Consider the following 26,878-nt stretch of genomic DNA (forward strand, 5'->3'; position numbering starts at 1 on the left):
TGCGCTTTTCATATTAATTAGACATTATATGTACATGTTCTTGTTGAAATTAGTTACTCACAAGCCCAACCATCTTTATCTCTATCCATTTTCTTTTGATAAGCTGGATGAGAACTAGGTACACCGGCTGGATATGTTTTTCTTAGTTCGGTACAGTTCTGGAAGTATTCTGTCCCTCCAGAAGAGGTAGTTTCATTGGAAGTATTTGTGGTACCGGAAGAGCCAGAACTATTGCTGCTAGTATTTGAACTCGTATTAGATGAACTTGATGTTGTATTATTAGTTGATGCTGTAGCTGGAGGAGCAGCTTTACTTGCAAGTTGACTTTCTAAGCTACTGATTTTTTCTTCTAACGATTTATTCTTCTCTTCTAATTCAGAAATTTGTTTATGTAGTGTCTCTTTTTCTGTTTCGAAATTGGTGGATTGATTTTTCATATCCGCCATTGCTTTTTCGTTATTCTCTTTCTCAGCAGTTAACGTCTCGATGTCAGTGGTTAGCTTGTCGTTTGTCTTCTTTAGAGCCTCTACTTGAGATGAGATTTCTTTGTTCTTAGTATGTAGTTCAGTATTCTCAGTTTTCAACTCTTCATTTTCAACTGTTGCTGTTTTAAGCTGTTCTTGGGAAACGTCATCAGGAGGAGTGAACATGAAAAGCAGCGTCAAGCTTCCAATTAATAATGAAAAGTAAATCTTATTTGAAAATTTTCTTTCTTTATTTTTAATCTTGTTAATGAAATGAAAAGCTAGATAAATAAATGAAACGAGAAGTAATAGAACACCCAAGTCAAACATTAATAATTGCCCCCAATAGGTTGAATTTTTACAAACCTAACAATTCTTGTTTTTTCTTTTCAAACTCTTCCTGCGTAATCACCCCCTCATCTAGGAGTTTTTTGAATTTGGATATTTCGTCTGCTACACTTTGAGTAAGAATATCATTTGTAGATTCTATATTTGCAATGGGAAAAGCGCTGATTTCTTGTAATTTATCTTGATCACAGTGGATATGTAATAATATTTTTCTTTTAGTCTCTTTTTCTAGTAATGTAATGATTGCTTTGGAGTTGTCTTTCTTTTTACCCCCAACAGCAGCTCCGACTACAGCACCTACTCCTCCAGTTAGAACCCCACCTACTATTGCGCCAGCAGCAGCCTTACCTACGTTTCGTGTAGAAGACTCTCCCCAATCCACTCCCATAAAGTAATAAGTTTTATCAGTTCCAAAAGTAACTTCGCCTTCCTCATTAACTTCCTTCATCGTAATGTTTTTTGCATTAATGGCAAAAATTTGATTAGCTCCACTTATAACAGATAGTTTTACTTGTTTTTTTAATAGGTCATTAAACCCTTCTTTTAACCACCTTTTAAAACCCATGTTCTTATTCCTCCTTATTAGTAATAATGTAATGTGTAAAAAGTACTATTAATAAAATAAAAAAATGGGATTTAATAAATCCACTCAATACTTCCTAATTTTCCTTTGACCATTCCAAATCCATCTACTTGACGGTCAAATATAAGTCGTAACCTGTAATGAGCAAATTCTTCCGATACTACAAAGTAGTCTGCGATATCCGAAATCATTACAGCTTCTTCTTCAGCTGCAGAATAAGCGTTTTTTAGAAACTTGTTAGGCATAAGTAAATAGGCGGCCATTCGTTTAGCTTGTGCTTCAGTTTTTGCTATTAAACTATCATTAGAAGAGATTTGTGAAATGTGATGTGAATAACAATGACAAAACTCCTCAGCAAGAATTACCTTTTTTTCTAACGGGTCTAGATTAGGAAGTAGATATATTACACCACGTCGACCTTTTTCTTTTGGAAAAGACATAGCTTTTATTCCACCATTGATTTCTCCGTCAAAAAAATGCATGTCCAAAGGCTTTATCTTTACACCGTATTTCCAACATATCTGGTACATGTCAATTTCATCTGGATTGGAAAAATTAAAGTTGGACAGAACTTTATTAGCTCGTTCTTCCCAGCAATCAGAAATTGAGGATTGAAGTAATTTACTTAGATGCATAATTTTCACAGTCCTTGGTTAAATAAAAACCGCCAGTAAATAGGCAGTAATTATTAATCTTCGATAATATCATTATGCTCGTCGTCTTCATTCATATCCATTTTGATGACTTCCCACATTTTGATAAGCTGTTTAATTTTTTTCTCGGGTGCATTTGCTAGTTCATGGAACAATACAGGATGCTTTTTTATTTCATCGAGTACTTTTAAATCTTCAGGAGAGAGTAACACTTTGTCTGTAACTTTGTAGAGTGTAATATCTTCCTTAAGATATCCAGCATTCTTCATTAACTCGTCATAAGGATAACTATAGGCATTAGATATAAGCTCCAAAGTTTCCGGTGTTGGTTTTACCGGTTTACCAGATCTCTTATCAAATCCCTTTTCTATGGTGTCTAAATATGTATGGCTAATACCAATTTTTTTAGAGGCGTCTCTTAAAGACTCTTTACCTCTAAGATTTTTAATTAAATCTCCTAATTTCTCCATTTTTCATCACCTGTAATACATACTTTACATTATTGTAAATCAAAAATAAATAAATTTGTTGTAAATCATGCTTGACGGTTGTGTTATCCATGTGTTACATTATATTCAAGGAGGTGTTATACATGAATAACAGACTAAGAGATATAAGATCAGCTGTCGGGATGTCTGTATCAGAGTTAGCCCGTAGAGCTAAAACTACCCGTCAAACAATTACCAATATAGAGTTACATGGCCAGGAGCCATCCGGGGTTTTGTTACTTGATATTGCTTCAGCGTTGAATAAGGATCCTAGAGATATTTTTTTTACTAGTGATGTTATACAAGGTTTACAAAAATCAAGCACCGCATAGGAGGTGTTTCTCTTGCCGGAAACCACGATAACTTTCGATCAATTAGAATCCGAGTTTCTTAAGGGGCGACTAGAGAAATTAATTAAGTCTGCTTATGAACAAGGAGTAGAAGATGCTAGAAAAACGTTTAGTTATCCAGAAGTTCTAACGAAAGACCATCTTGTAAAGGTTTTTCAAGTTGAGAAATCTACAGTAAATAAAATTATTGCCATTCCCACGTTTCCTAAATTGAAGGATGTTCGCGCGAGATACCCCAGAGAGCAAGTATTTAGTTGGATATCTAGTAATTCAACGTGGGTGGATAAAAATACAAATTACTTTAATAGGGAGGTTATCTAATTGAGCAAAATCCCAGCCTATTTACTTAACGATCGCTATTGGCGCGGTACCATTCATTTGTTTCAGAATCACTATAAGCTTAATCAGGTATTTAACACGAAATATTTCGATTTAAAAGAAGGAACGATAAAGGTCGGATCCTTAAGAAAAATAGCTGGTCCTTGGTCACAAAGTGAGAAATTCGCGTTGAAACTAGCACTTCACTTATTCAACGAGCGTCACAAAGTTAATTTAGGCGACATGGACTATCTGGATGATTCTAATAAAAAGCTTTGTTTAGAAGCAATTAAATTACGCTACATGTAATTGCTTCACCTTTTTTAGAGAGACAAGCCCTAAGGGAGGAATAAGGATGAAACATCTACAACCTATTGAAATTAATGGTCAACGTTTACTGAACACAGCGCACCTTGCAGAATCATTTGGAACGGACACCAAAATCATTAATAGAAACTTTCAAAGAAATGCAGAAAGATACATTCAAGGTAAACACTACTATGCTTTAACTGGGGAAGAGTTAAAGGCATTTAAAGGGTCACGTCAAATTGACGACAGCCTAAAATTCACATCTGTTTTGTACCTTTGGACTGAAAAAGGCGCTTGGTTGCACGCCAAGTCATTAAATACTGATTTAGCTTGGGATGCTTACGAAATGTTAGTAGATGAATACTACCACATTAGGGAAAACAAAGTCGTTCCTCTGTCAAAAGACAAAGCCCTTGTCACAGTATTGAGGACCACTGCAGACCTGGTAGAAGGTCATGAGTCCATTGTCAAAGAACAGGAAGAACTTAAAAAGCTTATCACGCATGTTAATCACAAAGTCGAACAGCAAATCACGCTAGATCACGGAGAGCAACGTCGATTACAAAAAGGTGTGGCTCACAAAGTCTATCAATGTACTGCTGATAAAAAAGAAGCTGCTAGATTGTTTAAAGAACTCTATCGAGAAATAAAAGATAGATTCGGAGTTGCAAGCTATAAAGACGTAAAACGAAAAGAGCTCCAGTCAGCGTTGAGATACATAGAAAACTGGATCCCTCGGAAAGTTTCATAGGTAGCGCCGAAACAACCTAGTTCCTTCATATATAAATTTTAATAGTTCTTTAGTGGAAAATCTGACCAATATTTGCACATGTGCAGTTATTGCACAGGGAGGAGGTGATTTCGATGTCATTCGGAAAAATCCTCCGCCAATTGAGAGTTAAAGCGGGATTCAGTCAAGAAGAGTTAGCAGAGCAGATATTCTTATCTCGAAGTGCTGTATCAAGACTTGAAAACGACAACTTAGAATTGAAATTAGCAGATGCCATTAGATGGTTTCAAGCCACAAGAGCACCAGAGGCAGTAGCAGCAATGTTATGCGGGGTAGATGTAAATACATTAATTCAAGCTTTATCTATGTTGGCAGGGGGGATAATTACATGGCCATAAAAACAGGGGAGTTTCTCCAAAAAGATGTGCAGAACGCTTTGCTCGAATATAAAGCAGCCAAAGCTTGTATATGTAGGATGGAAGAAAAATTAACTGCTGGAGATTTAAAAGAAGCAAAGCTTACTGCAGTAGATTACTTAAATTCATTAACGGAACTCGAAAGGTTACAAAGTAGGAAAGAGAACTACGATCGCCTAGAACGAACAGTTGAAGAGTTGACTAGTCGTGGAATTGATATAGCGATGGTAACAAGATGCATTTCATAGAGAGGGAGGGACAAGCATTGAAAATTCAAGTAAAGCATTGGTTAGCACTTACAAATTTCGAAAAGCAGGTTTTATTAAAAATCGAAACAAAAAAAGCAGCAAGCTAATAGGGTTAGCTCACTGCTCAACTACTAATACGAACAACTTAATTTTAACATACACACGTATGTTCGGCAATGTTTTGTCTTGCCGTCTTGGCTAGGAGGGTTGAATGTAGAGATCCCCCTCGATACGACCTTCCTTCCTGGTCAAGACAGTGCGACAAAGCACTAGAAAGGAGTCGCTATGTTAAATCTAAATAAAAATGGCGCGTGCTGGAACACGAGCCATAACTGGTGATTACATAAATTAACTTGTCTTTATATTACCGTAATCACCTCAATATTTCAATTAGGAGGAGAGATATTCATGATCGAACTAGTATTTAGCGGTAACAAATTCGACCAACAACGCTTAGCAAAGTCTGGTGGTCAAATCTTAATTAAGCCTAATGGGCTCCCAGTATTTCAATTCAAATCTAAGGATCAATTCAATAAATATTTTGAACTGGGCAAGAAGGGAGCTACTGCTTGATGAAAAGAATCTTATTGTTGGGATTAAAGTTGAAAAATTTCAAAGGTGTTGAATCTTTCTCCTTTGACCTTCGAGGAGAAAACGCAAAAGCGTTCGGTGATAACGGAACTGGTAAAACAACCTTAAAAGATGCTTTTGATTGGTTGCTTTTTGATAAAGATAGTCAAAACAAAAAGGATTTTTCTATTAAAACCATAAAGGATGGCAAAGTGCTACATGGTCTAGAACATGAGGTAGAGGCAACCTTCCTAGTGGATGACGTAGAGTTAACCCTTCGTAAAATCTATTCTGAGAAATGGACAAAAAAACGTGGAAGTGCAGAGAAACTTTTTTCAGGCCACACTACGGATTATTACATCGATGAGGTTCCATCTAAAAAGAAAGAATATACCGACAAGGTAGTAAGTCTTGTTGATGAGGAGTTATTCAAATTACTTACGAGTCCCACGTATTTTAACGAGCAAATCCATTGGCAGAAGCGTAGAGCGACTTTGTTGGAAATCTGCGGAGACATAACGGAAGAAGAAGTGATTGCATCCAATAAGGAATTAGCAAAGCTCCCTGTCATCTTACAGGGACGTACAATCGAAAATCACCGCAAAGTAATCGCTGCTAAACGTTCTGAGATTAACGAAAAGAGGGAAGATATCCCCATTAGAATCGATGAAGTTAAGCGTAACCTTCCTGACTTGGAGGGGTTAAATAAACAAGAGTTAGAGGCTCAAATTGCAAAATTAACCTCTGAGATTGATGAGAAACAGGATCTTATTAGCAACATCCGTAACGGCAATGCCATTTCTCTAAAACAACGAGAAATCCAAGAAATAGAACTGGAGCTTCTAGAGATTAAACAAGCTCACGAAGCTGGTTCTAAGGATGATCTGTATATGTTGAAGGCGCAAATTCAGGAGGAGACTTCTAATATATCTTTGCTCGAATCCAAGCAGTCGAACCTAAGACAGCAGAAGCGATTTAACGATGACAATATTGACTCTTTAGATAAGAGGCTACAAAAATTACGCGTTGAATGGGCTGAGGTTAATGACCAGGAGTTTGTACACAACGACGAATGCGAGTGCCCTACATGCGGTCAGGAGCTCCCAAAAGAACAAGTATCTGCTACCAGAGAAAAGGCTTTAGCTCAATTCAATTTAAGTAAAAGTAGAATGCTAGAAAACATCGATACTGCTGGAAAAAGAGAAAAAGGAAGCAAGGAAGAGTTGCTAGAAAAAAATGAAAAGCTAGCAAAAGAGTACGAGTTGATTGGCAAACAAATCGTTGAAAAGCAAGAACGTTTAGAGAAGCTGAATGAACAGCTGAAAGTCATTGAAAGTACTGTTATAGACATCATGGATAATCCATCCTATGCGACAAAACTTCAAGAAAAATTCGATAAAACAAGCGAATTAGACAAATTTCGACTATCTGCGCGAACTGAAATTCAAGAAGTAGAAGAAGAGATTCGACAACTTAAAATCACTCGAGTAAATCTACAGGCAGATATAGCGAAGTTTTCGGTAGTAGATCAATCGGAAAAACGTATTGAAGAACTAATGGATCAAGAGAAGCACCTAGCTGCCGAGTTTGAAAAGCTGGAGCAGGAGCTCTATCTAACAGAAGAGTTCATTCGTACTAAAGTGAACCTTCTAGAAGAGAAGATTAACTCCAAATTCAAATATGCTCGCTTTAAATTATTTGATCAACAAATCAACGGTGGCCTTTTAGAAACATGTGAGACTTTGTACAACGGTGTTCCGTATTCAACTGGATTAAACAACGGTCATCGTATTGTAGTCGGATTAGATATCATTTCAACGTTATCCGAACACTATGGAATCTCGCCAGTCATCTTTATCGATAACGCCGAGTCGATCACAGAAGCAAGTCTTCCTAAAATGGATAGCCAAATCATTCAACTGATTAAGCCACCAAGTTTCGAAGAGCTGGATAAGTCAGCGCAGGACGCACTTATTAAAGAGAGTGGTAGCTATGAAACGGCAGCGAAAGCATGGAATGAAAAGAACAGTAGGTTAAGAGTGGAGTATCCAAATAGGGAGGCTATCTTGTGCCACTAGACATCTCCTTCACTATCGAAATTAATGGGCTTCCGACTAGGAAATTCTATGATTCCTACCCAACGGAGAAACAAATTGAACAAGCTATTAGGGATATGTTTCCGCAGGGACGTATCTATGATCAGTACGCAGATGACTATATTTATCCCATTGCACAAGTCAAGAAGCTTTATAAGTTGAGAGATACGGAGGAGATTAAATGAGTAATCAAAATCAATTATCCATCATCCAGAAAGATATTACGGACGATGTAAACAGGAGCTTAACAAGGTTGCAGGACGACGGTTTAGTCCTGCCTCCTAATTACAATGCGAGCAACGCTTTAAAGAGTGCTTTTTTCAAACTGCGGGAAGTGAAAGATAAGGCTGGTAAGCCTGCGGTAGAAGTTTGTACCAGAGAATCGATTGCTAACTCTCTACTAGATATGGTTGTCCAAGGTTTAAGCCCAGCTAAAACGCAGTGCTATTTCATCGTTTATGGGAACCAACTACAACTTAATCGTTCTTATTTTGGTACACAGGCAGTACTTAAACGCCTTACTAATGTTAAGGATATCTGGGCAAATGTGATATTTGATGGTGATGTGTTCGATTACGAAGTTGCAGGTGGTCGTGAAAAATTATTAAAGCATGAAACAAAATTTCCGAATCGAGATAACGATATTTTAGGAGCTTATGCAGTGGTCAAAACCAGCGAAGATGAGGAACTACTGACAGTTATGACCAAGAAAGAGATTAATGCAGCATGGGGGCAATCGAAAACACAACAGTCGGTACACAAGAAATTCCCTCAGGAAATGGCGAAACGTACGGTTATCAATCGTGCTGCAAAAGCTTTCATTAACACATCAGATGATAGTGATCTACTAGTCGATGCAATCAATAAATCGACAGAAAATGAGTATGAAGATGAGCGAAAAGAGATTAATCCAGAGTACGCTGCACAAAAGGAAATTGAAGAAAAGGCTAATCAAGAAGTAATTGATATTGAAAGAAGTGAACATTTGAAAAAGCAACCAGAAATCATTGACGTTCCGAAAGACAAGGAAGAAGTTCATCAGGGGACGCAAAACCAGGATTCTGCAGGTCCTAGCTGGTGATTGGGGGGAGACAATCTTCCCCTTGAAAACAAAAGGAGTGTTGAATATTGGCTTTAAGAAAAATAGAGATATCCTTTGGACAAAACTTTGGCTTATTAACAGTCATTAAAGAAGTTGATTCTGTTATTTACAAAAAACGAAAAAAACGAATGATTTTATGCAAATGTGAATGTGGGCAAGAAACAACAGTTCGCCTTGAATATCTAAGAAATGAACACACAAAATCTTGTGGTTGCGCATCTGTTAAAGCTTTGATTAAACACAGAAAAACACACGGATTAACCGGAACAAGATTACACGGTATCTGGAACGGTATGAAGGGACGCTGTTACAACAAGAACAGAAAATCTTACAAAGATTATGGTGCAAAAGGGGTAAGAGTTTGTGATGAATGGCATGATTTTGAAACTTTCTATGTATGGGCAATCAACAACGGCTATGAGGAGCATTTGACAATTGAAAGAAAAGACCCTTTTGGGAATTATGAACCAGCTAATTGTGAGTGGATTCCTAAAGCAGAGCAAGCAAAGAATAAGCGGATCCATGCGGTGAAAGTTGATGATTGAATTCAAGACACATGCTAGCAGTAGCAAAGGAAATCTTTATACCGTTACTGATGGTAAAACTAAGCTAATGATAGAGTGCGGCCTTTCCTACAAAGAAATTCAACGTGCCCTTAACTTTAAAATTTCAGAGATAGAAGGGTGCTTACTCAGTCACAATCACGGCGACCACGCAAGGGGAGTTAAGGATATCATGAAGGCAGGAATCGATGTTTATACATCCCTCGGAACCATGAATGCGTTAAAGGTCGCTAGCCATCGATTCAAAGAAATAAAGGCTCTGGAACAATTTCGAATCGGTACCTGGACTATTTTACCTTTTGATATTCAACATGATACAGAGGATCCTCTTGGCTTCTTGTTGGCAAATGAGGATGATGAAAAATTACTTTTCGTTACTGACACGTATTACGTTAAATACAAGTTTGAGGGCGTAAACATACTCGCTGTGGAGTGTAACTACTCCATGGAGATACTTAATCAAAACATACTGGAAGGATTCGTGCCAGCTGTTATGAAGAAGCGTCTAATACGTTCCCATTTTAGCCTAGAAAACGTAAAAGAGTTCTTAAAGGCAAATGATTTATCGAAGGTGCAAGAGATCTGGTTGCTACATTTGAGCGACAGTAACAGCAACGCAGAGCTCTTTAAAGAGGAAATCATGGCATTAACTGGTCGTAGAGTCTATGTCCCATAACATGCAAATGCAAGTCTCTATCCCTCAATGCTATGTCTGGATGACGGAGGGTATGCCGAATAGAGCAGAGTTATTTAAACGATATGTAAAAGGCTATGTAACTGTCTATTTTTATGGTTACGAGCTAGTGAAGATCAATGGAATGCAAGCAATTATTAAACCGATAGATAGTTAATAATCCACAAGAGGAGGGATGATGATGGATGGCTGATGTACAACTAGAGAAAGGCTATTTAAGGCTTGCAACAGAGCTGATGAACGAAATCATTAGGAGAGATTTTTCAAAGAGGCAGCTGGCTGTCCTGCATTTCATCATCCGTCTTTCGTATGGCTGCCACCGAAAAGATTGTTTCATAGAAAAATATAATTTCTTTGAAACTGCCGGAATCAACAAGGTTGATATTAAGAAAGAATTAAAGTTTTTGAGGGAATGCGGAGTCATAAATTGGGATGAAAAAGACATGATTTTTTCCATAAATAAGGATTATGATAAGTGGCAAATTACTCCTTCAAAGGGATTTGACAAGGACAGATTTGACCAAATAATCCACCAAAATTTGAGAAAAAAAGTTAGTGAAACACTAACTAATCAAGGTGGAGAAGTTAGTAAAACACTAACTGACTTAGAAAACCTAGTTAGTAAAACACTAACTAATTTAGGGGTAAAAGTTAGTAAATTACTAACTTCGGAGTTAGTAAAACACTTACTGCAAGACCTCGGAAACACTTGGGAGAGTAAGAGCGAAGAGGTCCTTAAAGATAGTATTAAAGATATTTATTTAAAGATAAAAGAGATAGATGATGATAAGGATGATGATAAGATGCCACAAAATTATTTCATTGAATATGAAAAAGCTTTTGGTTATCCTCCTGCTTTATTGATAGCTGATTTTACTCACTGGATTGATAGTGACGAAAGTCAATTCACGGAACCGGAGGAAATCATCATCGAGGTGATTCACAGGGCAAAAAAACAAATCCCTAAAAACCCTGCAAAGTATATAGCAAAAATTCTTAATGACTTACACAACTTGGAGCTCTATAGCTTGGAAGCAGTAAAAGCTTATAACAAAAAGTTTGATGAAAAATTAGCTAATGGAGGGGCCAACAATGGAGCAAAAGTTCACCAGTATCGCAGAGGTGATGTCCGATCTACAGAAAAAAGCAATGATTCGATCACAGGAGGTCAGGTCGGAAGACTTGGGAAGAGAAAGTCAATATGATTGCCCTTCTTGTAAAGATAAGGGCTTTATCCTAAAAAGCGTTCCTGAATTAGAAGGTGATGGTACCCCTAAGTTATGGGCGTCCGGACTGCCGAAGAAGATAGAAACGTTAATCGATTGTGTTTGCGCTAAGAAAAGACAATCGGATCACCTCATGAAATTCAGTGAAATAACCAATGAGTTTAAAAGCATGACCTTCTCTAGCTTTAACGTAGCGGACAAGCATGAATTGGTCCAAGACGCTTATCAATGCGCCATCGATTACTACAAAGATTTCGATAGGATCCGTAAGGCAAGATGTAACAGCATTAGCTTACTGGGGCAACCAGGTTCAGGAAAGACGCATTTACTAACTGCACTTGCTAACAACCTAATTCAGAAAAAGCAAGTCAGTGTCTTGTATTTCCCCTTCGTCGAAGGATTCAATGACCTGAAGGACGATTTCAACCTGTTAGAAGAAAAGCTCACGAAAATGAAAAGAGTGGGCGTGCTCTTCATAGATGACTTATTCAAAGGTCGCGATTATCCAACACCGTTTCAGTTGGAGCAGATGTTTGCGGTAATTAATTATCGCTACCTTAATCACCGGCCAATCATGATGTCATCGGAAAAAACGGTAGACGAGCTCTGCGACATCGATGAAGCACTAGGCACACGAATCTATCAAATGTGCCAGGACTATACAGTAGTCATCAAAGGAGATCGCAAGCAGCTAAATCATAGATTAGTAGGAGCACCAAGCTAGAAAGGAGAGCAACATGAGTACATTGCTAAGGCAGAAAAGAGAAGAACGGAAGAAATACTTAATCGACCAGCTTATGAAATATGGATACTTCAAAACCAACAAGGGGAAGCAACTCTATGAATTAAATCTATCAGATTTGGAACGGATTCATATCAGAGTAAAATGCGAGATTGGTAGAGAGCTAACGAGGGAGGAATACAAGTGATTTGTCCGATTTGTAACAGACCGCTAAAGAGCAAGAAGAGTATCGAGAGGGGTATTGGTCCAGTTTGTGCTAAGAAGGAGCAGGAGCGAGAAAATGAGCCTCCTGAGGGGCAGTTATCTTTTACAGAAGAAACGGTCCTAGTAATCAAATAATTTGAGAGAGGTAGAAACTATGAGTCTAGACAAAATGCTAGAAATGCAAAAGCAGTTGGATGACCGCATTATCGCAGAAAAAGGAATCGTCTGGACGGAGGAAGAACGTTTCCGCAACACATTAGTAGCCTTGGATGTGGAACTATCAGAATTCGCGAACGAGGGACGTTGGTTTAAAGTTTGGAGCGATGATCAAGAGCCAAGATTAGAAGTTGAGTGTCATGCTTGCAAAGGATTAGGAGAGTTTCATCATCAAGTCTTTTCTGGCAACGAGCATGTAGATGACCGAGTTGATATTTGCACTTATTGCAGTGGAACAGGCATACAAAAAAGACCTCTCCTAGAAGAATTTGTTGATGTAGTACATTTCTTTCTCTCGCTTGCTAATCAAAAAGGGTGGAGCGAGTTGCTATACTTCGCTGAAGAAGCTCTAGAGGATTTTCGTGAAAATGCATTCGATGGTGGATTGAACATGGTGTATCTAGAATTAAAAAATCGTCTGGGTGTGCTTGGGGTAGAGCATGATGAAAAAAAATATGTTCCTTTCTTAGATTGGAGTAAACATCAGTTTAACTTTAGGACCGCGTGGTACATCTTTATCTCAATAGGTTTGGTTGAGTATGATTTCACCTTCAAGCAAATCGAGGAAGCGTACTTCGTTAAAAACAAAACGAATCACGAGCGCCAAGATAATGGCTATTAAACTAACGATTTCAGTGGAGCCAATGGGAGCTGTCAGAATGACTGGTAGAGGGAAGTTTGTTAAGCCTAATGCCCAGCGATACCTTTACTACAAAAGCGTTCTTCAGTGGCACGCAAAACAACAGCTGAAGGAAAAGAAACTCCTTGGTGGTCCAATCGCAGTAGAGATATGGTTTATCATGCCAATCCCGAAAAGTTGGAGTAAGAAAAAGCAAGCTGCAGTAGTTGGAGAGTACCATATCAAAAAGCCTGATGCTGATAATTTAGTAAAGGGTGTTTTCGACTCCCTTAACAAAATAGCCTGGCACGATGATAACCAAGTAGCCAAGGTAACGGCAATTAAATTATACGGAGAGGTTCCTGGCATCGAAATTATGATAAAGGAGTTGGCAGTTTGTCAAACGTCATAATCGCTGACGATCGCCCCGAGTGGATGAAGAAAGAAGACAGGGAGATGGCGTGCCAGACACGTTGCTCCCGTTATAAACAGTGCTCTAGTCGCTTCGGAACAGACTGCAAGAAGTTAGGTGGCACTGAAATACCCAAGATACGCCAAGAAAGAAGGCGAGGTAATGCTACAAGGAATCTGCGTCAATCCAGTAAACACGGAGGTCATCAATAAGGGAGAGAAGTACTTCCTCTTTCCTAACGGACCCGATCATTACTACGTTTCTAAATTTCCTAATCCAGGTGCTCACAGAGGATGCTTCCTTGCTGAAAGCTTTGAAGTTATAGACAACGAGGTTGAACTACATAAGGACAAGCTCTATCGAGCGAAACTGATCTATCGAGGTACTGGATATAGCCAAGTGGAATTCAAACATTATTATTTAAAGCTCAACGTTACACTTTGTTTCTTCTACGACGATGTGGAATGTACTAGTTTTCGAGGGTCGTTCCCTCAAAAGTGGTTCACAGATATCGTAGAGGTTGATTCAGAGGCGGATAACGAAGCCGTAGAAGAGCTTACGAGTATCGACCTTGAAGAGATACCAATTGAACCAGAATCAACGGAATTTGAGCAATTAAGCCTATTTTGAGAGGACGTGAGTGTATGTCACAGGATAACTCACAACTAGATTGGCAGAAACGTGTGTTAAGAGAAGAAATGCTAGAATCGGAGACTTTCAATGAGCTTAGAAAAAATATCACTGATCGAATTAATCAAACTATGCCACGAAGAAAACGAAGAAGCGCTGGAAGAATGGAAAAGACGGTGGTTAGCCGATTTTCCTAATATGGGGAGGGTGGAGCAATGAACGTAGAAGTATCAGTTTTTATCGATCAAAAGAAATTTCGAAAAGGTGATTGGGTTCGTATCTCACAGGCTATAGGAGATACCAATCCTAAAGCTATAGGAACCATTGGGTTTATAACTGATGTAAATATCGAGGATGAAGAAGCAAGTGTCATGTTCTTAAAACATGGTAGCGGAAAATCTATTAAAAGACTGGAATGGATGTATCTTGAGGAATTGTCTATAGTTCCTCCAACTTTGGAAGAAGAAGATCTACACGCTCTAATCGATATGGCGCTCGACACGAACGATAAAGAGTGGTTTCAAGAATTAACGGATATGTTGCCAAAGGAGTTGGTTGGCTGGTGAAGCAAACAATGCAGCTAAAAGCAGAACAGTATATGGCTATGGCAGTCGGTATGTACCAAAATGAAGGGCTTTCGAAAACAGAAATAACAGCCATCTGCAACGGATACTTTGAATCGTTTAAGCGCGATAAGAAGGCGCAGAAGCTTTATAGCACTGCTAAGGAAAGGGATCCAGGGTACGAAGTTCAGGGGAATGTGATTAGCGCTAGTTTTGGTAGAAAGTGAAACATTATGCACGAATAAAAAAGAAAAGAGGAGAAAAAATGGACTTAAATTTAATCGTAAACAACACTTTATCAGAGTTGAAACAAGATGGTTATGTAGAAAAAATCGTTAAGAAACAAATTGAAGAAACCATACAGGATATCGTTAAGGATTCATTTAAAAGTTGGAGTGATTTTGGAAAGGGATTAAAGCAGCAGGTTCAAGATCAAATGAAATTCAATTTAGATCGATTGGACATACCTTCTTATAACCAAGTCATTCTAAACGTCATAAAAACCGAGTTAGAGAAAGCTGTTCACGAAGAGGGAGTCAAACGTATACAAGAAAGCATCCAAGAAATTTTGGGTACTTCAGAAGAGGAATACAACTTATCAAAATTGATAATGGAAATCGTAAAAGATGATTGCGAATTAAACGAATTAAGTTATGACGAATATCAAGAAATAACAGTAATCGTAGAGGATAAATACGGTTCAAAATATGTGTATATTGATCCAGAGGCAGATAAGGATTGGTACGCATGTAAATATCAAATTACTCTTGATAAAGAAGATTCAACAGTACGTAGAGTTGAGATAGGAGATAAAAGCTTCGAAAACAAAGTAATAATGGGCGGATTGTACGGAGCAGATGCTACCCTATTCAAGATGTGGACTCGCAAAGCCAAATTAGTTATTGATAGATATGAAACAAGCTTCACAAACCCAGAATACGATTGAGGATCTATTAGATGAAAACAAGATACAATCTAGAATTTCAGCACTATAAAGGGATTAAGCTCCAGCTAATTAATAGGGGTGGATACAGAAAACAAAAGGCAAAACGCTACACCCTAGGGGGAACCAATCAAAACGTATGGATTCCAAACAAACATCTTATGGAAGATGGAACGATAAAGGAAGGCGAAGATCTTGATTATGTGTTCAGAAAAGCACAAAGACAATTAGTATTGGCTGGATATACTGGCCCAATCATTGGGATTAAGAGAACATCCACAGGTTTTGTTCCGAATTAGCACATAAAGGATATTATCCTGCTTATAGTAGATACTGCGTTTGAGGTGATAAGGATGAATCTAATCCTAAAAAGTGAAGTTATAAGAATGAAACAAAAGCTAATCGATGTGGTGATGGATATTCAATCTGGCGAATGCCAGAGAGACCCGTTGCAACTAGGCGAAAAGATAGAAGAAGTAATTAAGCTACTGGATGACATAGAGCCAAAATAAAAAACCTCCGAATAAATTCAGAGGTTATAGCCAGAATCTCTTCCAGCCTCGACAAGGTAATTATATCACATAGGAGGGGTTCTGGTGGTTAAAACAAACGCAGTAATAGATCTTACCAACAACAAAAAGTTATATGTGATTAAAGACGGTAGATTAATAGAGCACGACCTTCCTGATTATGGTGAGATTTCAGTTGTTGTTCTCGGTGGGAAGGTTGATCGCCTGGAGACTACTGTGAAAACAAAGCTGTAATTATGTATATTCAATCGAACAAGGCAGCTCGGTAGGCGTAGGACTTGGATGTATGCTGACCTTGTTCTTACTTTAAAGTATTTGTTTAGACAAGTTTAATTACACTGAATAAAAATCGACATTTTTCGTCATCACTTTTAAGGGAAGAGGGAGCTTGATGCAGTTAGATTTATTTCGAGAAATAATAGTCGATAATTTTGCTGGCGGTGGTGGAGCTTCTACAGGGATTGAAATGGCTACTGGATTATCGGTTGATATTGCTATCAACCATGACCCAGCTGCTATCGCTATGCACAAGGTGAATCATCCAGATACAGAGCATTATTGTGAGTCTGTGTGGGATGTTGATCCAAAAGAAGTGGTCAAAGGCAGAAAAGTAGGTCTATGTTGGTTATCTCCCGATTGCAAGCATTTTTCAAAAGCTAAGGGTGGAAAGCCGGTAAATAAAATGGTAAGAGGTCTAGCTTGGATAGCTATAAATTGGGCGATTAAAGTAAGGCCGAGAGTCATCATGCTAGAAAACGTGGAAGAGTTTAAAACCTGGGGTCCATTAATGCTAAACAAAAAAGGTGAGTGGGTACCAGATCCAGATAAAAAAGGGATGACCTTTCAATCATTCGTTAAATCGTTCGAAGCGCTTGGCTACAACGTGGATTATAAAGAGCTGAAGGCGTGCGATTACGGTACCCCAACTAGTAGAAAACGATTTTTCTTGGTTGCTAGATGCGATAGTCGTCCGATTGTATGGCCAGAACCAACACATGGTACAGGAAAACAACCATATAGAACTGCAGCAGAAATTATTGATTGGAAATTAGATGTTCCGAGTATCTTTACAAGAAAAATCCCACTTAAAGAAAATAGCCTAATTCGTATTGGGCGAGGTATTAAAAAGTTTGTTATTGATACGAACAATCCGTATATCGTGAAAGATAGTGCCTACTTTCTGAGTCACTATTACACGCATCAAGGAGAAGAGGTACGAGGTAGTAGTTTAAGAGAACCGATCCCCACAATCCCGACTGCTAATCGATTTGGGTTAGTCAAAGCAACCCTAAAAGAGGATTTGAAGTTAGATAACCAGGATGAAAAGGTATATGCCTTTTTGACCAAATATTATGGTTCAGATGTGGGTCAGAGTTTGAATGTTCCTCTTCATACCATCACAACAAAAGATCGGTTTGGTCTTGTGACGGTAAGCGGGAAAGGTCATGCAATAGCAGACGTTGGAATAAGGATGCTGCAACCTCATGAATTGTTCAAGGGGCAAGGGTTCCCGATAACATACATTATCAATCGTGATTATAAAGGTAAGAGCTACCCGAAAACGGAACAAGTTGCACGATGCGGAAATTCAGTACCTCCACCATTCGCAGATGCATTGGTAAGAGCAAATCTTCCTGAAATGTGTTCAAACGAAAATAACAGATACAAGGTGGCTGCTTCGGGTTAAACAAGAAACGGAACAAGGCAGCTCGCTTAGTGTGGTAGGACTTGGATGTATGCTGACCTTGTTCTTAAGCTAAGTATTTGTATAGACAAGTTTAATTACACTGAATATAAATCGACATATTTCGATAACGCTCTCCTTTTTGACCTCAAAGGCGAAGCCTAATACGGAAATCAAAAGCGTTGTTTTTTAATGTGGTATTTCTAGAATTTCGATCTGACTATATCCACTTCTTGCAGATAATAAAGGATAGGCTTGTCTTTCATTAGAATGTCCTGCTAATAGAAAGTCTTTATTTGTAGTATCATATGCTGAAACAATCATTAAATGAGTAGGTACGACAGCTAATCCTGCTACACCTTTATAAAGGACTACGACATCACCCTTATAAATATTTTTATTATAAATGGTTTTGTGATTAGCTCTATAGTACTCACTACTGAATCTATGAACATTAGATTTAGGTCTCCAATAATTACTAAACTGTTGAACGCTTATCCATGGGCTTGGATCAGTTAAACTCCAACTATGGTTTAATTGAGCTGCACTATCAATTACCCAATATGTAGAATTTTTTTTAGAAATAGTCCAATTTCCAGCCTTTGCTTTACCACCTCCTACATGCATAGCTTGAGATACAAAATTTGTGCAGTCGGTTCCAAACTTCCCAGTGAATTTAGGGTAGTTTGTACTATATTTATTGTAATTGTTGTATGCCCAATTTCCAGCCCCGGTACCATTATAAGTAGATGCAACGCTAAATTCTCCAGCATTTGTATCTACTTCTGCTATTTCATTAATGAATTCTTGAATTACTTCTTCATTTTCATCTGGGCCTAAAACATATCTATTCAAGTATCCATATAGTAATTCCCTATTGCTATCTTCTTGTATTGTATGATAAATATCTTTGATTAAATACATTACTAATATTTTATCTGATCTATCAATGGATAGAACTTTATCTTTTACTTTTTCATCTGTAGTAATATCGCTTAGAAAATCAGCAACTTTAATATCTTCTTGATAGTAATGTTCTAAGGTATGAATAAGAATATTTTCCTCAACTTCAGGATCCACTAGCGGTTCAGACTCATTGAGTGATAATGGTGAAGATGTTGATAAAGCCTTAGAACTTGTTCTTTCATCATAAAGGGCTTTGATATAAGGATTGTTAGTAATATTACTTTCGGCATTTACTTCATGGGTTGGTATTATAGAAAGAGATGATAATAATAAAACAATAGATAAAAAATAAGTACAAAATTTCTTCATATGCGTGCTCACTCCTATTAATCTATTTATCTATTAATCTTGCAATTTATATTTTGCAAGTAAATACAAAAAAATACAAAATACCTCCTTTAAATACAATATATATAATAAAAGGTAAAAATTGTAGTATTTTTATTCGACAAAAAATGCAATCTCCCACAGAGGTTAAATTTTATGATATTATTTAGAAAAAAATATGGTTTCAAGAAGGAGAATTATGAAAAATATTATCACTTTTATTATCATATTGGTGTTATTATCAGCATGCAGTAGTGTAACGAAGAGTGAACCTTATACTTTATCAAATAAAGACAAGGAAATTATTAATTCATATTTAGAATCAAACTTAGTTAATCCGATAAAAGAAGGAAAAATTATAAGTGTATATGATGTTTTGGGTAGTGATAGGAACCGTAACGAAATCTATATATGGACAATAATAGAAGAAGCCTATATTAAGGGTGAGAGTGTTAAGCGAACGTCAGGGTTATCCCAACCTTTAGTATTAATAATGGAAGAAAACGGAAATATAATTGTTAAAGAGCATAAAGCTCCTAGAGATGGCACAAAATTTAATAGTGATATAGATGGTCTTTTTCCTAAAGATGTCAGAGAAAAGATTACTAATTATAATCAAAGAAACCTACAGGAACAATTAGATGAAAAGATTAATTTGATGTATCAATAATCTAAATTAAGATATTTATATGTTAAGCCTAACCAAGATCTGGAGGGCACTGGACAAGCAGTTTTTACTGTTTGTCTAGTGCCCTCTTTTTGTTTTCTATCTTTAATACAAAGGGGATATGGGGATGAATCGGAGTTTGAGGGATCAATTAAAGAAATGGGAGAAGCAGCACGGAGAACAGAAGAGAGGAATTAAACCACCAACGAAAGAGAAACTGTCTGACAGGGATTTGTGGGAGCTTATGGGGGCTAATGGTCCAAGGTATGTAAGAAAAAGAGGCGGGGCATACACACAACGATAGGAGGAGAATATCTATGCCGAACTGGGCCGACAAATTAATTCAAGAATACTCAGATGGTAAAAAGGATTTAAAAAATTTAAGGAATAAATTATACAATAATAATCCAGAGAGTGAGACCGATAGGAAGTTAATTAGTGATATGATCGACGACACTGAATTTGTAATCCAGTGGCTTGAGACAGGCCGTCAGCCAGGTTTAATGAGAGGTGTAGATAAACGCTCAATTTACCAGAAAAGGTATTTAGAAAGCATGGATATTCTTCCTGACATTACAGATCAATTAGACGATATAAATGACAGAAAGCTATATATTCCTCAAGAACAAAAGAAAGCGTTGATAAGTATTCTTTCGTCTTTTTCTCTAAGGGAAAGGCAATGTTATATACTCCATGTTGCTCAAGGGATGAGCATGCAAGAGATAGCAGATGAGTTCGGATTGAAGAAGCGAACAGTGCAGCAGTACATTGAGCGAGCGAGAAAAAAAGTGGAGCAAAGAGTTTCATGACGTACGTTTTGACGTACGAAGGTTACATTAGTAGAAGAGAGGTTTCGCTCTATTTAGTTAGATAATATTACAAACTTTAACGGATTAAGAATTGCACAAGACCTGATAGTTTTAGGAAATAATTTTTTCCCTTAAGATGTTTAATATATAACCGATATTATATAAAAAGCTATTTCTAAAAGGGGATAAATAATGCAGACAAGAGATATATTTATTGAATTTAACAAAAGAGACAGAGACGAGATAAAGTCGAGATGGAAGAATGCTCGAATGGCATGTGACAAATGGTTAACTACAACAATTAACGAAAATGTAAAAAGTAATGAAAGGGCATTGATAATTGGTGCAGGAGGTTGCTTGGATTTTTCTCTAGGTGATTTTGTTGATAAATTCCAAAGTGTTACATTAGTAGATTTGGATAAAAAGTCTATGAAAGAAGCGGTCGAAGAGTTAACTGAAGAACAACGGGGTAAGATATTAATTGTAGAAGATGATATAACAGGGATAGTTGAAACAAAAATTAATGAACTAAGAAATGTATTCGTTGAAATGGGCGTAGAAAAGCTATGTAAAGAAGTTGAAAAGTTTAGGGATGGGATTCCAACCAAGTTTAAGAATTCGAAAAGTCTTCAAGTACCAAAGGATTCAAAGTATGATTTTGTTTTTGTGAATAGTATTACAACGCAGTTATTTATGCCTGTTTTTATGATTGGTGTATTTTCTACTGATGAAATTAAAGATGAATATATAAATAAAATTAATCACATCGGTAAAACCACTAACCAACGTTTGCTAATTTCACTATTTAGAACAATTCATTCTGCATTGAATAAAGGGGGAGTCGTGGCAATTTCTTCTGATACATTTGAATTTAACCAAAATAACAGTGAGTATTTTTTAAAAAATTATGGGAGTCTAGAAATTATAAGTATTGCTTATATGAAGAACGAGAAATTGATTAAAGACCTACAGAAGATTCAAATTATAGGTGGTCTGCCTTTTGTCCGAGATGCAATTAATAAAGCAAATGGTTTTAAGCTAATTGAATATATAGCAACTTGGTTTTGGGCCTTTAATGAGAAACAAAAATATACAGTAGTGGGTTTTTCATATAAAAAAAATTGAGCATCCTTCGGGGTGCTTTTTTCTATGCCCAAAACAAACACAAAATACTGGAGGTGGCAGGTGATGTAAGATGGCTGAAAAGTATGTGTTGGCTGAGAAGGATTATGTCAAAGGGATGAAATACAAGGACATCGCAGAAAAATATGAAGTGTCCATTAACACGGTAAAGTCATGGAAGAAACGATATGGTTGGAACCGAGATAGGGGTGCACCCAAAGAAAAAGGTGTGCACACAAAAAAGAGGGGCGCACCTAAGGGGAATATCAACGCAAAAGGCAATCGTGGAGGAGCAGCACCGAAAGGAAACTCCAACGCAGTAACCCATGGCTTCTTCTCGAAATTCCTTCCTCCTGAAACGCTCGAGATCATGGAGCAAATGAATGAACGCTCTCCTGCTGATTTAATATGGGACCAGATACTAATACAGTATGCTGCTATTATTCGAGCTCAGAAGGTTATGTTTGTGACAAGCAAAAACGAAATGATTAAAGAGCTCAAGAAAGCAAAGTTTGAGTATCATGAAATCCCTAAAGCTCAAGGTGGCGGCGTGGAAAAGAATGTTACTGAGGAAGAATACGAGTTCCAGTTCGCCTGGGACCGCCAAGCTACATTCCTTAATGCTCAATCAAGAGCAATGAGCGAACTACGAAGTTTAATTAAACAGTTTGACGAAATGGCACATATTGATGATGAGCGCAGGTTGAAGCTGGAAGGTATGAGGCTTGGTATTGAGAAAACGAAAGCCGATATCGACAAGGTAAAAGCAGATACCACTAATGAAAACACAGGTGGAAAAACCGTCATCGTTACAAACGAAGATGAAATGCGCCGTGTGCTAGCTGAAAGAAAGAAGCGTGAACGTAATGAAGACGATTGATTTCAACATCGTCAACGTTCTGGACATGATTAATGTTAACTTCTATGATTTGTGGCTAGCAGAAGAATCGCACATTGTTGCGAAAGGCGGCCGTTCTTCTATGAAGTCCTCTGTTATTAGTTTGAGACTAGTAACAGACTTTCTTAATGATCCTAACGGCAATGTTGTCTGCCTTAGAAAAGTCGGTAAATATTTATCTACGTCCATTTATGAGCAAATTAAATGGGCCATCTATATGTTGAAGGTAGAGGATGAATTCACTTTCGGAAAGAGTCCTTTAATAATTAAGCATAAGGCTACTAACACTGCTTTCTACTTCTATGGTTGTGACGATCCGATGAAGCTTAAGTCAGCCAAAATTGCCAAAGGATATGTAATGGCTCTTTGGTTTGAGGAAGCAGCAGAGTTTGCTGGAGTCGAGGATATAGATATTGTAGAGGATACATTCATTCGTCAGGAGATTGAAGGAAAAGAGGTTAAAGTCTATTTTTCCTACAACCCTCCAAGAAACCCTTACAGCTGGATTAATGAATGGTTGGATGGCAAAGCAGGGGATGATGATTATTTCATTCATCACTCTACTTACATGGATGACGAAAAAGGCTTCCTTTCTGAGCAAATGGTTAGGAAGATTCACAAGTACAAAGAGACGGATCCAGATTATCACGATTGGATGTATGGCGGTAAGGTCATTGGGCTTGGAGACATGGTTTACAACATGAACCATTTCCAGAAGTTGGATAGCTTACCTTATAATGATGACATTTTGATGGTTGATACTGCTACAGATACAGGGCATCAGGTCTCTGCAACGACTCACTTGGCGCTTGCTTTTACTAAAAAGAGGGATGTTATCTTATTGGATACCTGGTACTACAGTCCTGAAAACAAGGTTATTAAGAAGGCTCCTAGTGAGCTTTCGAAAGAATATAAGGACTGGCTAGAGAAAACACGAAAAGAGTACAGAAGGCCAATTGATATGATGACCATTGATAGTGCGGAGGGTGCTTTACGAAATCAAATTTATAAAGACCATCATCTAGTGCTACATCCGGTAGCTAAGAAAAAGAAAGTAGACATGATTGATAACGTCCACGACTTACTCGCTCAGGGTAGGTTTTTTTATTTGGACACACCTAACAATCAGATATTTATTCAAGAGCACAGAAAGTATCAGTGGGATAAAGATTCGTTGAAAACGGATGATCCAAAAGTGATTAAGGTAGACGATCATACATGTGATGCTTTTCAGTATTACGTGAATGACAATTTACAAAAGCTTAGATTGAAATTCTAGGAGGTTACTAAATGGCTAAATATCGAAAAAAACCAGTGGTGATTGAGGCTTTTCAGTGGATAGAGCAAAAGGAAGATCCCCAATGGATTGTTGATGCTATTGAAAAAGGTAACGTTTACTTTATTAATAATGAGCCAAATAGACGACTTTTAGCTATCGAAACGTTAGAAGGCACTATGTACGCGAGCCGTGGTGATTTTGTTATTAAGGGTGTACAAGGAGAGATTTACCCATGTAAGCCAGAAATATTTGAAGCTACTTACGAAAAGGTTGATTAGGCGGTGATGAAATGTTTCAATCACTCATTAGCAAGATAAAGGGGGTGTTGCAGAAAATGGGGCTGATTAAGAATATCAAATCAGTATCTGATGTTAAGAGCATTCCTATTGATGACCAATTCTATAAGGATATTGACCAATGGAAGGCGCTCTATCAGGGCTATTTCAGCGAGTTTCATGATGTTCACTACCAAACTATCAACGGAAAGAAAAAACGTCGCAGAGCCACGTTAAACATGCCGAAAGTGTTGTCGCAAGAGATGGCGACTTTAATCTTTAATGAGCGTTGTGAGATTAACATTTCAGATAAGGCCCTATCGGAAAATATCCAAAGTATTGTCAAACACAATAAATTCATTTCGAAGTTTCAGGACTATCTGGAATTCCAGTTTGCTCTTGGAGGAATGGTTATTAAGCCGTATGTAGCAGATGGAAAAATCAAACTTTCTTACGTTACAGCAGATTGCTTTATTCCAGTCGGTTGGGACAATCAAGGTGTTCATGAAGCGGTTTTCCCTAATGAGATCCGCAAGGGTGATAAGAAATACACTCACTTGGAATGGCATTTGTGGGAAGGTAAGGAATACATCATTAAAAATGAGCTATATATGGCTGAAAAAACAACTACTGATCTCGGCCAGAAAGTTCCTCTTGCAACGTTGTTTCCTGACTTAGAGGAAGAGGTACGAATCAATGGGTTTAAACGCTCTGGCTTTGTGTACTTCAAACCGAACCTAGCTAACCACATTGATATGCAGAGTCCGTTGGGTGTATCAATATTTTCTTCAGCACTAGACACCCTTAAGACACTCGACATTGCTTATGATAGCTTTCAAAGAGAGTTTGCTTTAGGTAAGAGAAGAATTATCGTGCCTGCTTCAGCTATTCGAATGGTAATTGACGAAAACGGTCTTCCCCAACGTTACTTTGACGCAGATGATGAAGTGTATCAGGCAATGGGTTCTGGCGATATGGATGATAATAAAATCCAGGACAATACTGTAGAGCTACGAGTGGAGGAACACATATCTGCCATTAACTCTCTGCTTAATCTATTAGCCATGCAGACAGGGTTTAGCAGTGGTGCTTTTGCATTTGACGGCAAGAGTATGAAAACCGCCACGGAAGTAGTTTCCGAGAACAGTAAGACCTTCCGCACAAAGCAATCGCATGAAAATGTTATTGAAGCTGGTTTAACCGAACTCATTGAAGTGATTGTGCAGCTGGCAGAACTATATGAATTGTTTAGTGGTCCAAATGAATGGGAAACGACAGTCACGTTTGACGATTCCATTGCTGAAGATCAGACTGCCGAGATAAACAAACAAATTCAATTAGTTTCTAATCGTCTTCAATCTAGGAAGAAAGCAATCATGAGAATACATGGATTGTCTGAAGAAGAGGCAATTCTTTTACTCGAGGAGATTGTACAGGAAAATCAAACAGCAACTGCAGAAGCAGTGGATCTTTTCGGCTTTGGTAATCGAGATGATGATGATTGAACCCACTAAAAAGCCAACAACTCTCCATGGCCACTGTAGAGGTTTTCCTAGCTATTGAAGATCAAATGCTCATAAATATCGCCAAGCAGCTTAAAAGACATAATAGTTTGTTTGTGGCAGAGGGTATTCAATCTTGGCAGACTTTACAGCTACAGGAATTGGGGAGTATAACTCAAAACAATATAATAACAATTGCTAAAAGAAGTGGACTAGCAATTGATGAAGTAACGAAGATGCTTGAAGAAGTAGGTTATTCTGCAGTATCAGGAGTGGACAGGTCGTTACAAGAAGCGATACGGCAAGGAGCTGTAATTAAACCTCCGCAACCTTCTACGGGAAGTATAAATAAAATTTTATCCGCGTATCAAAGGCGAGCAAGAAATAGTTTTAATTTAATTGGTACTACAATGTTGAAACAATCACAACAATCATATATAGACATATTAAATCAGACCACTGGCAAGGTGTTGACTGGAACAATTACACCACAGCAAGCTTTGAGAGAAGCTGCTAGTAAACTAGCTGATAAAGGAATTCCTGCATTAGTTGATAAAGCAGGAAGGCAATGGTCTACTGAAGCTTATGTAAACATGGTTACTCGTTCTATAAGTAATGATGTCTCCAACGAAATGCAGGATGCCAGAATGGAAGAACATGGTGTGGACTTGTTTGAAGTTTCTAGTTATCCGGGTGCTCGTCCTAAATGCTTTGAAGACCAAGGCAAGATTTATAGTTTAAGTGGAAATCATCCTGATTATCCATCGATAGAAGAGACCAGTTATGGTGAAGCAGATGGATTATTTGGTGTTAATTGCTCTCACATTAAATATCCGTTTGTTGAGGGAGTTTCTATCCAGCGTAATTTTCCTTATGACGCAGAAGAGAACAAACTCATCTATAAACAAAGTCAACAGCAGAGATATTTGGAACGAGAAATACGTAAATCAAAGCGAGAGTTAAATATGATGGGTGCGATAGGGGATAAAGAGGGAATTGAGCTTGCTAAATATAAAGTGAAAGAAAAGCAAGCTAATCTAAGGAAGTTCATTAAAGATACTGGAAGAACCAGACGTCGTGATCGCGAGCAGCTAGCAATTAATAATCCGAATGTAGGTGGAGGAAAGCTTCCGACAAATCAAAATAGCTCGAACAGTAGCAAAGTAAAACCTATAGGAAACCCTATGGATAGGTTTACGAAAGTAAGTGGTAATGGGGAATATTAATGGTGGTGGAGGAAAATAAAGTGAGAGGCTTGTATATTCATTATTCTTATAGGAATAATGTGACTTTGCTCCGTCTCTGTATAGTAAAATAGTCGTATTAAACGAT

General features: G+C 37.7%; 42 protein-coding genes. 37 read left to right on the forward strand and 5 right to left on the reverse strand.

All coding sequences use genetic code 11. The features are described from left to right. Positions 1-53 precede the first annotated feature (53 nt). The 4 genes from BK580_RS24140 to BK580_RS23275 form a co-directional block, all read right to left on the reverse strand. The gene (locus tag BK580_RS24140; protein WP_078379118.1) at positions 54-794 is read right to left on the reverse strand and encodes an excalibur calcium-binding domain-containing protein; all 741 of its coding nucleotides are present in this window, start codon (positions 792-794) and stop codon (positions 54-56) included. A 28-nt stretch (positions 795-822) separates the two neighbouring features. Beyond that, the gene (locus BK580_RS23870) at positions 823-1,377 is read right to left on the reverse strand and encodes an SHOCT domain-containing protein (protein WP_078379119.1); all 555 of its coding nucleotides are present in this window, start codon (positions 1,375-1,377) and stop codon (positions 823-825) included. Positions 1,378-1,448: 71 nt separating this feature from the next. Continuing rightward, a complete protein-coding gene (locus BK580_RS04045; protein WP_078379120.1) occupies positions 1,449-2,030 on the reverse strand; it encodes an ImmA/IrrE family metallo-endopeptidase in 582 nt (193 codons plus the stop codon). A 53-nt stretch (positions 2,031-2,083) separates the two neighbouring features. Then, a complete protein-coding gene (locus BK580_RS23275; protein ID WP_139364836.1) occupies positions 2,084-2,518 on the reverse strand; it encodes a helix-turn-helix domain-containing protein in 435 nt (144 codons plus the stop codon). 122 nt (positions 2,519-2,640) lie between these two features. Here BK580_RS23275 and BK580_RS04055 point away from each other — a divergent pair, with 122 nt between their 5' ends. From BK580_RS04055 to BK580_RS04175, 28 genes are all read left to right on the forward strand, one after another. After that, positions 2,641-2,868 carry a helix-turn-helix transcriptional regulator gene (locus tag BK580_RS04055; RefSeq protein WP_235863988.1) on the forward strand — a complete coding sequence of 76 codons (228 nt, stop codon included), beginning with the start codon at positions 2,641-2,643 and terminating at the stop codon, positions 2,866-2,868. 12 nt (positions 2,869-2,880) lie between these two features. After that, positions 2,881-3,207: a hypothetical protein gene (locus tag BK580_RS04060; protein ID WP_235863989.1), complete on the forward strand. Its 327-nt coding sequence runs from the start codon at positions 2,881-2,883 to the stop codon at positions 3,205-3,207. Next, positions 3,208-3,513 (forward strand): hypothetical protein, encoded by a 306-nt coding sequence (locus BK580_RS04065; RefSeq protein ID WP_078379122.1) that lies wholly within the window; start codon positions 3,208-3,210, stop codon positions 3,511-3,513. A gap of 46 nt (positions 3,514-3,559) precedes the next feature. After that, positions 3,560-4,264, forward strand: coding sequence for an ORF6N domain-containing protein (locus BK580_RS04070; protein ID WP_078379123.1), 705 nt, complete (start codon positions 3,560-3,562; stop codon positions 4,262-4,264). Positions 4,265-4,377: 113 nt separating this feature from the next. After that, on the forward strand, positions 4,378-4,641 hold the full coding sequence (locus BK580_RS04075) for a helix-turn-helix domain-containing protein (protein WP_078379124.1): 264 nt from the start codon (positions 4,378-4,380) through the stop codon (positions 4,639-4,641). After that, complete coding sequence (locus tag BK580_RS04080) at positions 4,632-4,907, forward strand: hypothetical protein (protein ID WP_078379125.1); 276 nt, start codon at positions 4,632-4,634, stop codon at positions 4,905-4,907. The genes BK580_RS04075 and BK580_RS04080 overlap by 10 nt, the downstream gene beginning before the upstream one ends. Positions 4,908-5,315: 408 nt before the next feature. Continuing rightward, positions 5,316-5,480 (forward strand): hypothetical protein, encoded by a 165-nt coding sequence (locus tag BK580_RS23490; RefSeq protein WP_169864798.1) that lies wholly within the window; start codon positions 5,316-5,318, stop codon positions 5,478-5,480. Further along, on the forward strand, positions 5,480-7,555 hold the full coding sequence (locus BK580_RS04085; protein ID WP_078379126.1) for an AAA family ATPase: 2,076 nt from the start codon (positions 5,480-5,482) through the stop codon (positions 7,553-7,555). Before BK580_RS23490 ends, BK580_RS04085 begins: the two co-directional genes overlap by 1 nt. Further along, on the forward strand, positions 7,546-7,758 hold the full coding sequence (locus BK580_RS04090; protein ID WP_078379127.1) for a hypothetical protein: 213 nt from the start codon (positions 7,546-7,548) through the stop codon (positions 7,756-7,758). The genes BK580_RS04085 and BK580_RS04090 overlap by 10 nt, the downstream gene beginning before the upstream one ends. Then, positions 7,755-8,654, forward strand: coding sequence for a recombinase RecT (locus BK580_RS04095; RefSeq protein WP_078379128.1), 900 nt, complete (start codon positions 7,755-7,757; stop codon positions 8,652-8,654). Before BK580_RS04090 ends, BK580_RS04095 begins: the two co-directional genes overlap by 4 nt. Before the next feature lie 47 nt (positions 8,655-8,701). After that, complete coding sequence (locus tag BK580_RS04100; protein WP_078379129.1) at positions 8,702-9,220, forward strand: hypothetical protein; 519 nt, start codon at positions 8,702-8,704, stop codon at positions 9,218-9,220. After that, positions 9,213-9,914 (forward strand): MBL fold metallo-hydrolase, encoded by a 702-nt coding sequence (locus tag BK580_RS04105; RefSeq protein WP_078379130.1) that lies wholly within the window; start codon positions 9,213-9,215, stop codon positions 9,912-9,914. Before BK580_RS04100 ends, BK580_RS04105 begins: the two co-directional genes overlap by 8 nt. Before the next feature lie 52 nt (positions 9,915-9,966). Further along, the gene (locus BK580_RS24005) at positions 9,967-10,089 is read left to right on the forward strand and encodes a hypothetical protein (RefSeq protein WP_268877363.1); all 123 of its coding nucleotides are present in this window, start codon (positions 9,967-9,969) and stop codon (positions 10,087-10,089) included. 28 nt (positions 10,090-10,117) lie between these two features. Continuing rightward, positions 10,118-11,137, forward strand: a complete 1,020-nt coding sequence (locus BK580_RS04115) for a replication protein (protein WP_078379132.1) — start codon at positions 10,118-10,120, stop codon at positions 11,135-11,137. Next, a complete protein-coding gene (locus tag BK580_RS04120; RefSeq protein ID WP_078382632.1) occupies positions 11,058-11,882 on the forward strand; it encodes an ATP-binding protein in 825 nt (274 codons plus the stop codon). Before BK580_RS04115 ends, BK580_RS04120 begins: the two co-directional genes overlap by 80 nt. A 13-nt stretch (positions 11,883-11,895) precedes the next feature. Next, a complete protein-coding gene (fbpA, locus tag BK580_RS04125; RefSeq protein WP_078379133.1) occupies positions 11,896-12,087 on the forward strand; it encodes a Fur-regulated basic protein FbpA in 192 nt (63 codons plus the stop codon). Then, on the forward strand, positions 12,084-12,239 hold the full coding sequence (locus BK580_RS23495; protein ID WP_169864801.1) for a DUF6011 domain-containing protein: 156 nt from the start codon (positions 12,084-12,086) through the stop codon (positions 12,237-12,239). Before fbpA ends, BK580_RS23495 begins: the two co-directional genes overlap by 4 nt. Positions 12,240-12,258: 19 nt before the next feature. Further along, positions 12,259-12,942 (forward strand): dUTP diphosphatase, encoded by a 684-nt coding sequence (locus tag BK580_RS04130; protein ID WP_078379134.1) that lies wholly within the window; start codon positions 12,259-12,261, stop codon positions 12,940-12,942. Further along, positions 12,932-13,351, forward strand: a complete 420-nt coding sequence (locus BK580_RS04135; RefSeq protein ID WP_078379135.1) for a RusA family crossover junction endodeoxyribonuclease — start codon at positions 12,932-12,934, stop codon at positions 13,349-13,351. Before BK580_RS04130 ends, BK580_RS04135 begins: the two co-directional genes overlap by 11 nt. Positions 13,352-13,513: 162 nt before the next feature. Beyond that, a complete protein-coding gene (locus BK580_RS04145) occupies positions 13,514-13,981 on the forward strand; it encodes a hypothetical protein (protein ID WP_078379137.1) in 468 nt (155 codons plus the stop codon). 14 nt (positions 13,982-13,995) lie between these two features. Continuing rightward, a complete protein-coding gene (locus BK580_RS23280; protein WP_139364837.1) occupies positions 13,996-14,178 on the forward strand; it encodes a hypothetical protein in 183 nt (60 codons plus the stop codon). A gap of 18 nt (positions 14,179-14,196) precedes the next feature. Then, positions 14,197-14,547: an IDEAL domain-containing protein gene (locus BK580_RS04150; protein ID WP_078379138.1), complete on the forward strand. Its 351-nt coding sequence runs from the start codon at positions 14,197-14,199 to the stop codon at positions 14,545-14,547. Next, positions 14,544-14,771, forward strand: a complete 228-nt coding sequence (locus tag BK580_RS04155; RefSeq protein WP_078379139.1) for a hypothetical protein — start codon at positions 14,544-14,546, stop codon at positions 14,769-14,771. Before BK580_RS04150 ends, BK580_RS04155 begins: the two co-directional genes overlap by 4 nt. Before the next feature lie 38 nt (positions 14,772-14,809). Beyond that, on the forward strand, positions 14,810-15,490 hold the full coding sequence (locus BK580_RS04160; protein ID WP_078379140.1) for a hypothetical protein: 681 nt from the start codon (positions 14,810-14,812) through the stop codon (positions 15,488-15,490). Positions 15,491-15,501: 11 nt separating this feature from the next. After that, positions 15,502-15,786 (forward strand): hypothetical protein, encoded by a 285-nt coding sequence (locus tag BK580_RS04165; RefSeq protein ID WP_078379141.1) that lies wholly within the window; start codon positions 15,502-15,504, stop codon positions 15,784-15,786. Positions 15,787-15,840: 54 nt separating this feature from the next. Further along, complete coding sequence (locus tag BK580_RS23500) at positions 15,841-15,999, forward strand: hypothetical protein (protein WP_169864803.1); 159 nt, start codon at positions 15,841-15,843, stop codon at positions 15,997-15,999. An 84-nt stretch (positions 16,000-16,083) separates the two neighbouring features. Continuing rightward, entirely contained in the window at positions 16,084-16,251 is a 168-nt protein-coding gene (locus BK580_RS04170) for a DUF3954 domain-containing protein (RefSeq protein WP_078379142.1), read from the forward strand. Positions 16,252-16,408: 157 nt separating this feature from the next. Then, the gene (locus tag BK580_RS04175; RefSeq protein ID WP_078379143.1) at positions 16,409-17,704 is read left to right on the forward strand and encodes a DNA cytosine methyltransferase; all 1,296 of its coding nucleotides are present in this window, start codon (positions 16,409-16,411) and stop codon (positions 17,702-17,704) included. Between the two features lie 186 nt (positions 17,705-17,890). Here the strand turns inward: BK580_RS04175 and BK580_RS04180 are convergent, their stop codons facing one another. Beyond that, the gene (locus BK580_RS04180; protein ID WP_078379144.1) at positions 17,891-18,976 is read right to left on the reverse strand and encodes an amidase domain-containing protein; all 1,086 of its coding nucleotides are present in this window, start codon (positions 18,974-18,976) and stop codon (positions 17,891-17,893) included. 217 nt (positions 18,977-19,193) lie between these two features. Between BK580_RS04180 and BK580_RS04185 the strand changes: the two genes are divergently transcribed. From BK580_RS04185 to BK580_RS04220, 9 genes are all read left to right on the forward strand, one after another. Beyond that, positions 19,194-19,664, forward strand: a complete 471-nt coding sequence (locus BK580_RS04185) for a hypothetical protein (RefSeq protein ID WP_078379145.1) — start codon at positions 19,194-19,196, stop codon at positions 19,662-19,664. 124 nt (positions 19,665-19,788) lie between these two features. Next, the gene (locus BK580_RS23505; protein WP_169864805.1) at positions 19,789-19,965 is read left to right on the forward strand and encodes a hypothetical protein; all 177 of its coding nucleotides are present in this window, start codon (positions 19,789-19,791) and stop codon (positions 19,963-19,965) included. A 13-nt stretch (positions 19,966-19,978) separates the two neighbouring features. Next, on the forward strand, positions 19,979-20,470 hold the full coding sequence (locus tag BK580_RS04190) for a sigma-70 family RNA polymerase sigma factor (protein WP_078379146.1): 492 nt from the start codon (positions 19,979-19,981) through the stop codon (positions 20,468-20,470). 192 nt (positions 20,471-20,662) lie between these two features. Continuing rightward, positions 20,663-21,595 (forward strand): hypothetical protein, encoded by a 933-nt coding sequence (locus BK580_RS04195; RefSeq protein WP_078379147.1) that lies wholly within the window; start codon positions 20,663-20,665, stop codon positions 21,593-21,595. A gap of 70 nt (positions 21,596-21,665) precedes the next feature. Beyond that, complete coding sequence (gene terS, locus BK580_RS04200; RefSeq protein WP_078379148.1) at positions 21,666-22,472, forward strand: phage terminase small subunit; 807 nt, start codon at positions 21,666-21,668, stop codon at positions 22,470-22,472. After that, positions 22,459-23,769, forward strand: a complete 1,311-nt coding sequence (locus BK580_RS04205; protein WP_078379149.1) for a PBSX family phage terminase large subunit — start codon at positions 22,459-22,461, stop codon at positions 23,767-23,769. The genes terS and BK580_RS04205 overlap by 14 nt, the downstream gene beginning before the upstream one ends. A gap of 11 nt (positions 23,770-23,780) precedes the next feature. Then, positions 23,781-24,047: a hypothetical protein gene (locus tag BK580_RS04210; RefSeq protein WP_078379150.1), complete on the forward strand. Its 267-nt coding sequence runs from the start codon at positions 23,781-23,783 to the stop codon at positions 24,045-24,047. 11 nt (positions 24,048-24,058) lie between these two features. Continuing rightward, positions 24,059-25,549, forward strand: coding sequence for a phage portal protein (locus tag BK580_RS04215; RefSeq protein WP_078379151.1), 1,491 nt, complete (start codon positions 24,059-24,061; stop codon positions 25,547-25,549). Beyond that, positions 25,546-26,772 carry a phage minor capsid protein gene (locus BK580_RS04220; RefSeq protein WP_078379152.1) on the forward strand — a complete coding sequence of 409 codons (1,227 nt, stop codon included), beginning with the start codon at positions 25,546-25,548 and terminating at the stop codon, positions 26,770-26,772. The genes BK580_RS04215 and BK580_RS04220 overlap by 4 nt, the downstream gene beginning before the upstream one ends. The last annotated feature ends 106 nt before the right edge of the window (positions 26,773-26,878 follow it).

It is taken from the genome of Sutcliffiella halmapala, assembly GCF_002019665.1.
Classification (GTDB): Bacteria; Bacillota; Bacilli; order Bacillales; family Bacillaceae_I; genus Sutcliffiella_A; species Sutcliffiella_A halmapala.

Bases quoted from the DNA above. Each gene is read 5' to 3' on its own strand.
- BK580_RS24140 (WP_078379118.1), bottom strand. From the start codon at position 794: ATGTTTGACTTGGGTGTTCTATTACTTCTCGTTTCATTTATTTATCTA.
- BK580_RS23870 (WP_078379119.1), bottom strand. From the start codon at position 1,377: ATGGGTTTTAAAAGGTGGTTAAAAGAAGGGTTTAATGACCTATTAAAA.
- BK580_RS04045 (WP_078379120.1), bottom strand. From the start codon at position 2,030: ATGCATCTAAGTAAATTACTTCAATCCTCAATTTCTGATTGCTGGGAA.
- BK580_RS23275 (WP_139364836.1), bottom strand. From the start codon at position 2,518: ATGGAGAAATTAGGAGATTTAATTAAAAATCTTAGAGGTAAAGAGTCT.
- BK580_RS04055 (WP_235863988.1), top strand. From the start codon at position 2,641: ATGAATAACAGACTAAGAGATATAAGATCAGCTGTCGGGATGTCTGTA.
- BK580_RS04070 (WP_078379123.1), top strand. From the start codon at position 3,560: ATGAAACATCTACAACCTATTGAAATTAATGGTCAACGTTTACTGAAC.
- BK580_RS04075 (WP_078379124.1), top strand. From the start codon at position 4,378: ATGTCATTCGGAAAAATCCTCCGCCAATTGAGAGTTAAAGCGGGATTC.
- BK580_RS04080 (WP_078379125.1), top strand. From the start codon at position 4,632: ATGGCCATAAAAACAGGGGAGTTTCTCCAAAAAGATGTGCAGAACGCT.
- BK580_RS23490 (WP_169864798.1), top strand. From the start codon at position 5,316: ATGATCGAACTAGTATTTAGCGGTAACAAATTCGACCAACAACGCTTA.
- BK580_RS04085 (WP_078379126.1), top strand. From the start codon at position 5,480: ATGAAAAGAATCTTATTGTTGGGATTAAAGTTGAAAAATTTCAAAGGT.
- BK580_RS04095 (WP_078379128.1), top strand. From the start codon at position 7,755: ATGAGTAATCAAAATCAATTATCCATCATCCAGAAAGATATTACGGAC.
- BK580_RS04105 (WP_078379130.1), top strand. From the start codon at position 9,213: ATGATTGAATTCAAGACACATGCTAGCAGTAGCAAAGGAAATCTTTAT.
- BK580_RS24005 (WP_268877363.1), top strand. From the start codon at position 9,967: ATGCCGAATAGAGCAGAGTTATTTAAACGATATGTAAAAGGCTATGTA.
- BK580_RS04115 (WP_078379132.1), top strand. From the start codon at position 10,118: ATGGCTGATGTACAACTAGAGAAAGGCTATTTAAGGCTTGCAACAGAG.
- BK580_RS04120 (WP_078382632.1), top strand. From the start codon at position 11,058: ATGTCCGATCTACAGAAAAAAGCAATGATTCGATCACAGGAGGTCAGG.
- fbpA (WP_078379133.1), top strand. From the start codon at position 11,896: ATGAGTACATTGCTAAGGCAGAAAAGAGAAGAACGGAAGAAATACTTA.
- BK580_RS04130 (WP_078379134.1), top strand. From the start codon at position 12,259: ATGAGTCTAGACAAAATGCTAGAAATGCAAAAGCAGTTGGATGACCGC.
- BK580_RS04135 (WP_078379135.1), top strand. From the start codon at position 12,932: ATGGCTATTAAACTAACGATTTCAGTGGAGCCAATGGGAGCTGTCAGA.
- BK580_RS04145 (WP_078379137.1), top strand. From the start codon at position 13,514: ATGCTACAAGGAATCTGCGTCAATCCAGTAAACACGGAGGTCATCAAT.
- BK580_RS23280 (WP_139364837.1), top strand. From the start codon at position 13,996: ATGTCACAGGATAACTCACAACTAGATTGGCAGAAACGTGTGTTAAGA.
- BK580_RS04150 (WP_078379138.1), top strand. From the start codon at position 14,197: ATGAACGTAGAAGTATCAGTTTTTATCGATCAAAAGAAATTTCGAAAA.
- BK580_RS04160 (WP_078379140.1), top strand. From the start codon at position 14,810: ATGGACTTAAATTTAATCGTAAACAACACTTTATCAGAGTTGAAACAA.
- BK580_RS04165 (WP_078379141.1), top strand. From the start codon at position 15,502: ATGAAAACAAGATACAATCTAGAATTTCAGCACTATAAAGGGATTAAG.
- BK580_RS23500 (WP_169864803.1), top strand. From the start codon at position 15,841: ATGAATCTAATCCTAAAAAGTGAAGTTATAAGAATGAAACAAAAGCTA.
- BK580_RS04175 (WP_078379143.1), top strand. From the start codon at position 16,409: ATGCAGTTAGATTTATTTCGAGAAATAATAGTCGATAATTTTGCTGGC.
- BK580_RS04180 (WP_078379144.1), bottom strand. From the start codon at position 18,976: ATGAAGAAATTTTGTACTTATTTTTTATCTATTGTTTTATTATTATCA.
- BK580_RS04185 (WP_078379145.1), top strand. From the start codon at position 19,194: ATGAAAAATATTATCACTTTTATTATCATATTGGTGTTATTATCAGCA.
- BK580_RS23505 (WP_169864805.1), top strand. From the start codon at position 19,789: ATGAATCGGAGTTTGAGGGATCAATTAAAGAAATGGGAGAAGCAGCAC.
- BK580_RS04190 (WP_078379146.1), top strand. From the start codon at position 19,979: ATGCCGAACTGGGCCGACAAATTAATTCAAGAATACTCAGATGGTAAA.
- BK580_RS04195 (WP_078379147.1), top strand. From the start codon at position 20,663: ATGCAGACAAGAGATATATTTATTGAATTTAACAAAAGAGACAGAGAC.
- terS (WP_078379148.1), top strand. From the start codon at position 21,666: ATGGCTGAAAAGTATGTGTTGGCTGAGAAGGATTATGTCAAAGGGATG.
- BK580_RS04205 (WP_078379149.1), top strand. From the start codon at position 22,459: ATGAAGACGATTGATTTCAACATCGTCAACGTTCTGGACATGATTAAT.
- BK580_RS04210 (WP_078379150.1), top strand. From the start codon at position 23,781: ATGGCTAAATATCGAAAAAAACCAGTGGTGATTGAGGCTTTTCAGTGG.
- BK580_RS04215 (WP_078379151.1), top strand. From the start codon at position 24,059: ATGTTTCAATCACTCATTAGCAAGATAAAGGGGGTGTTGCAGAAAATG.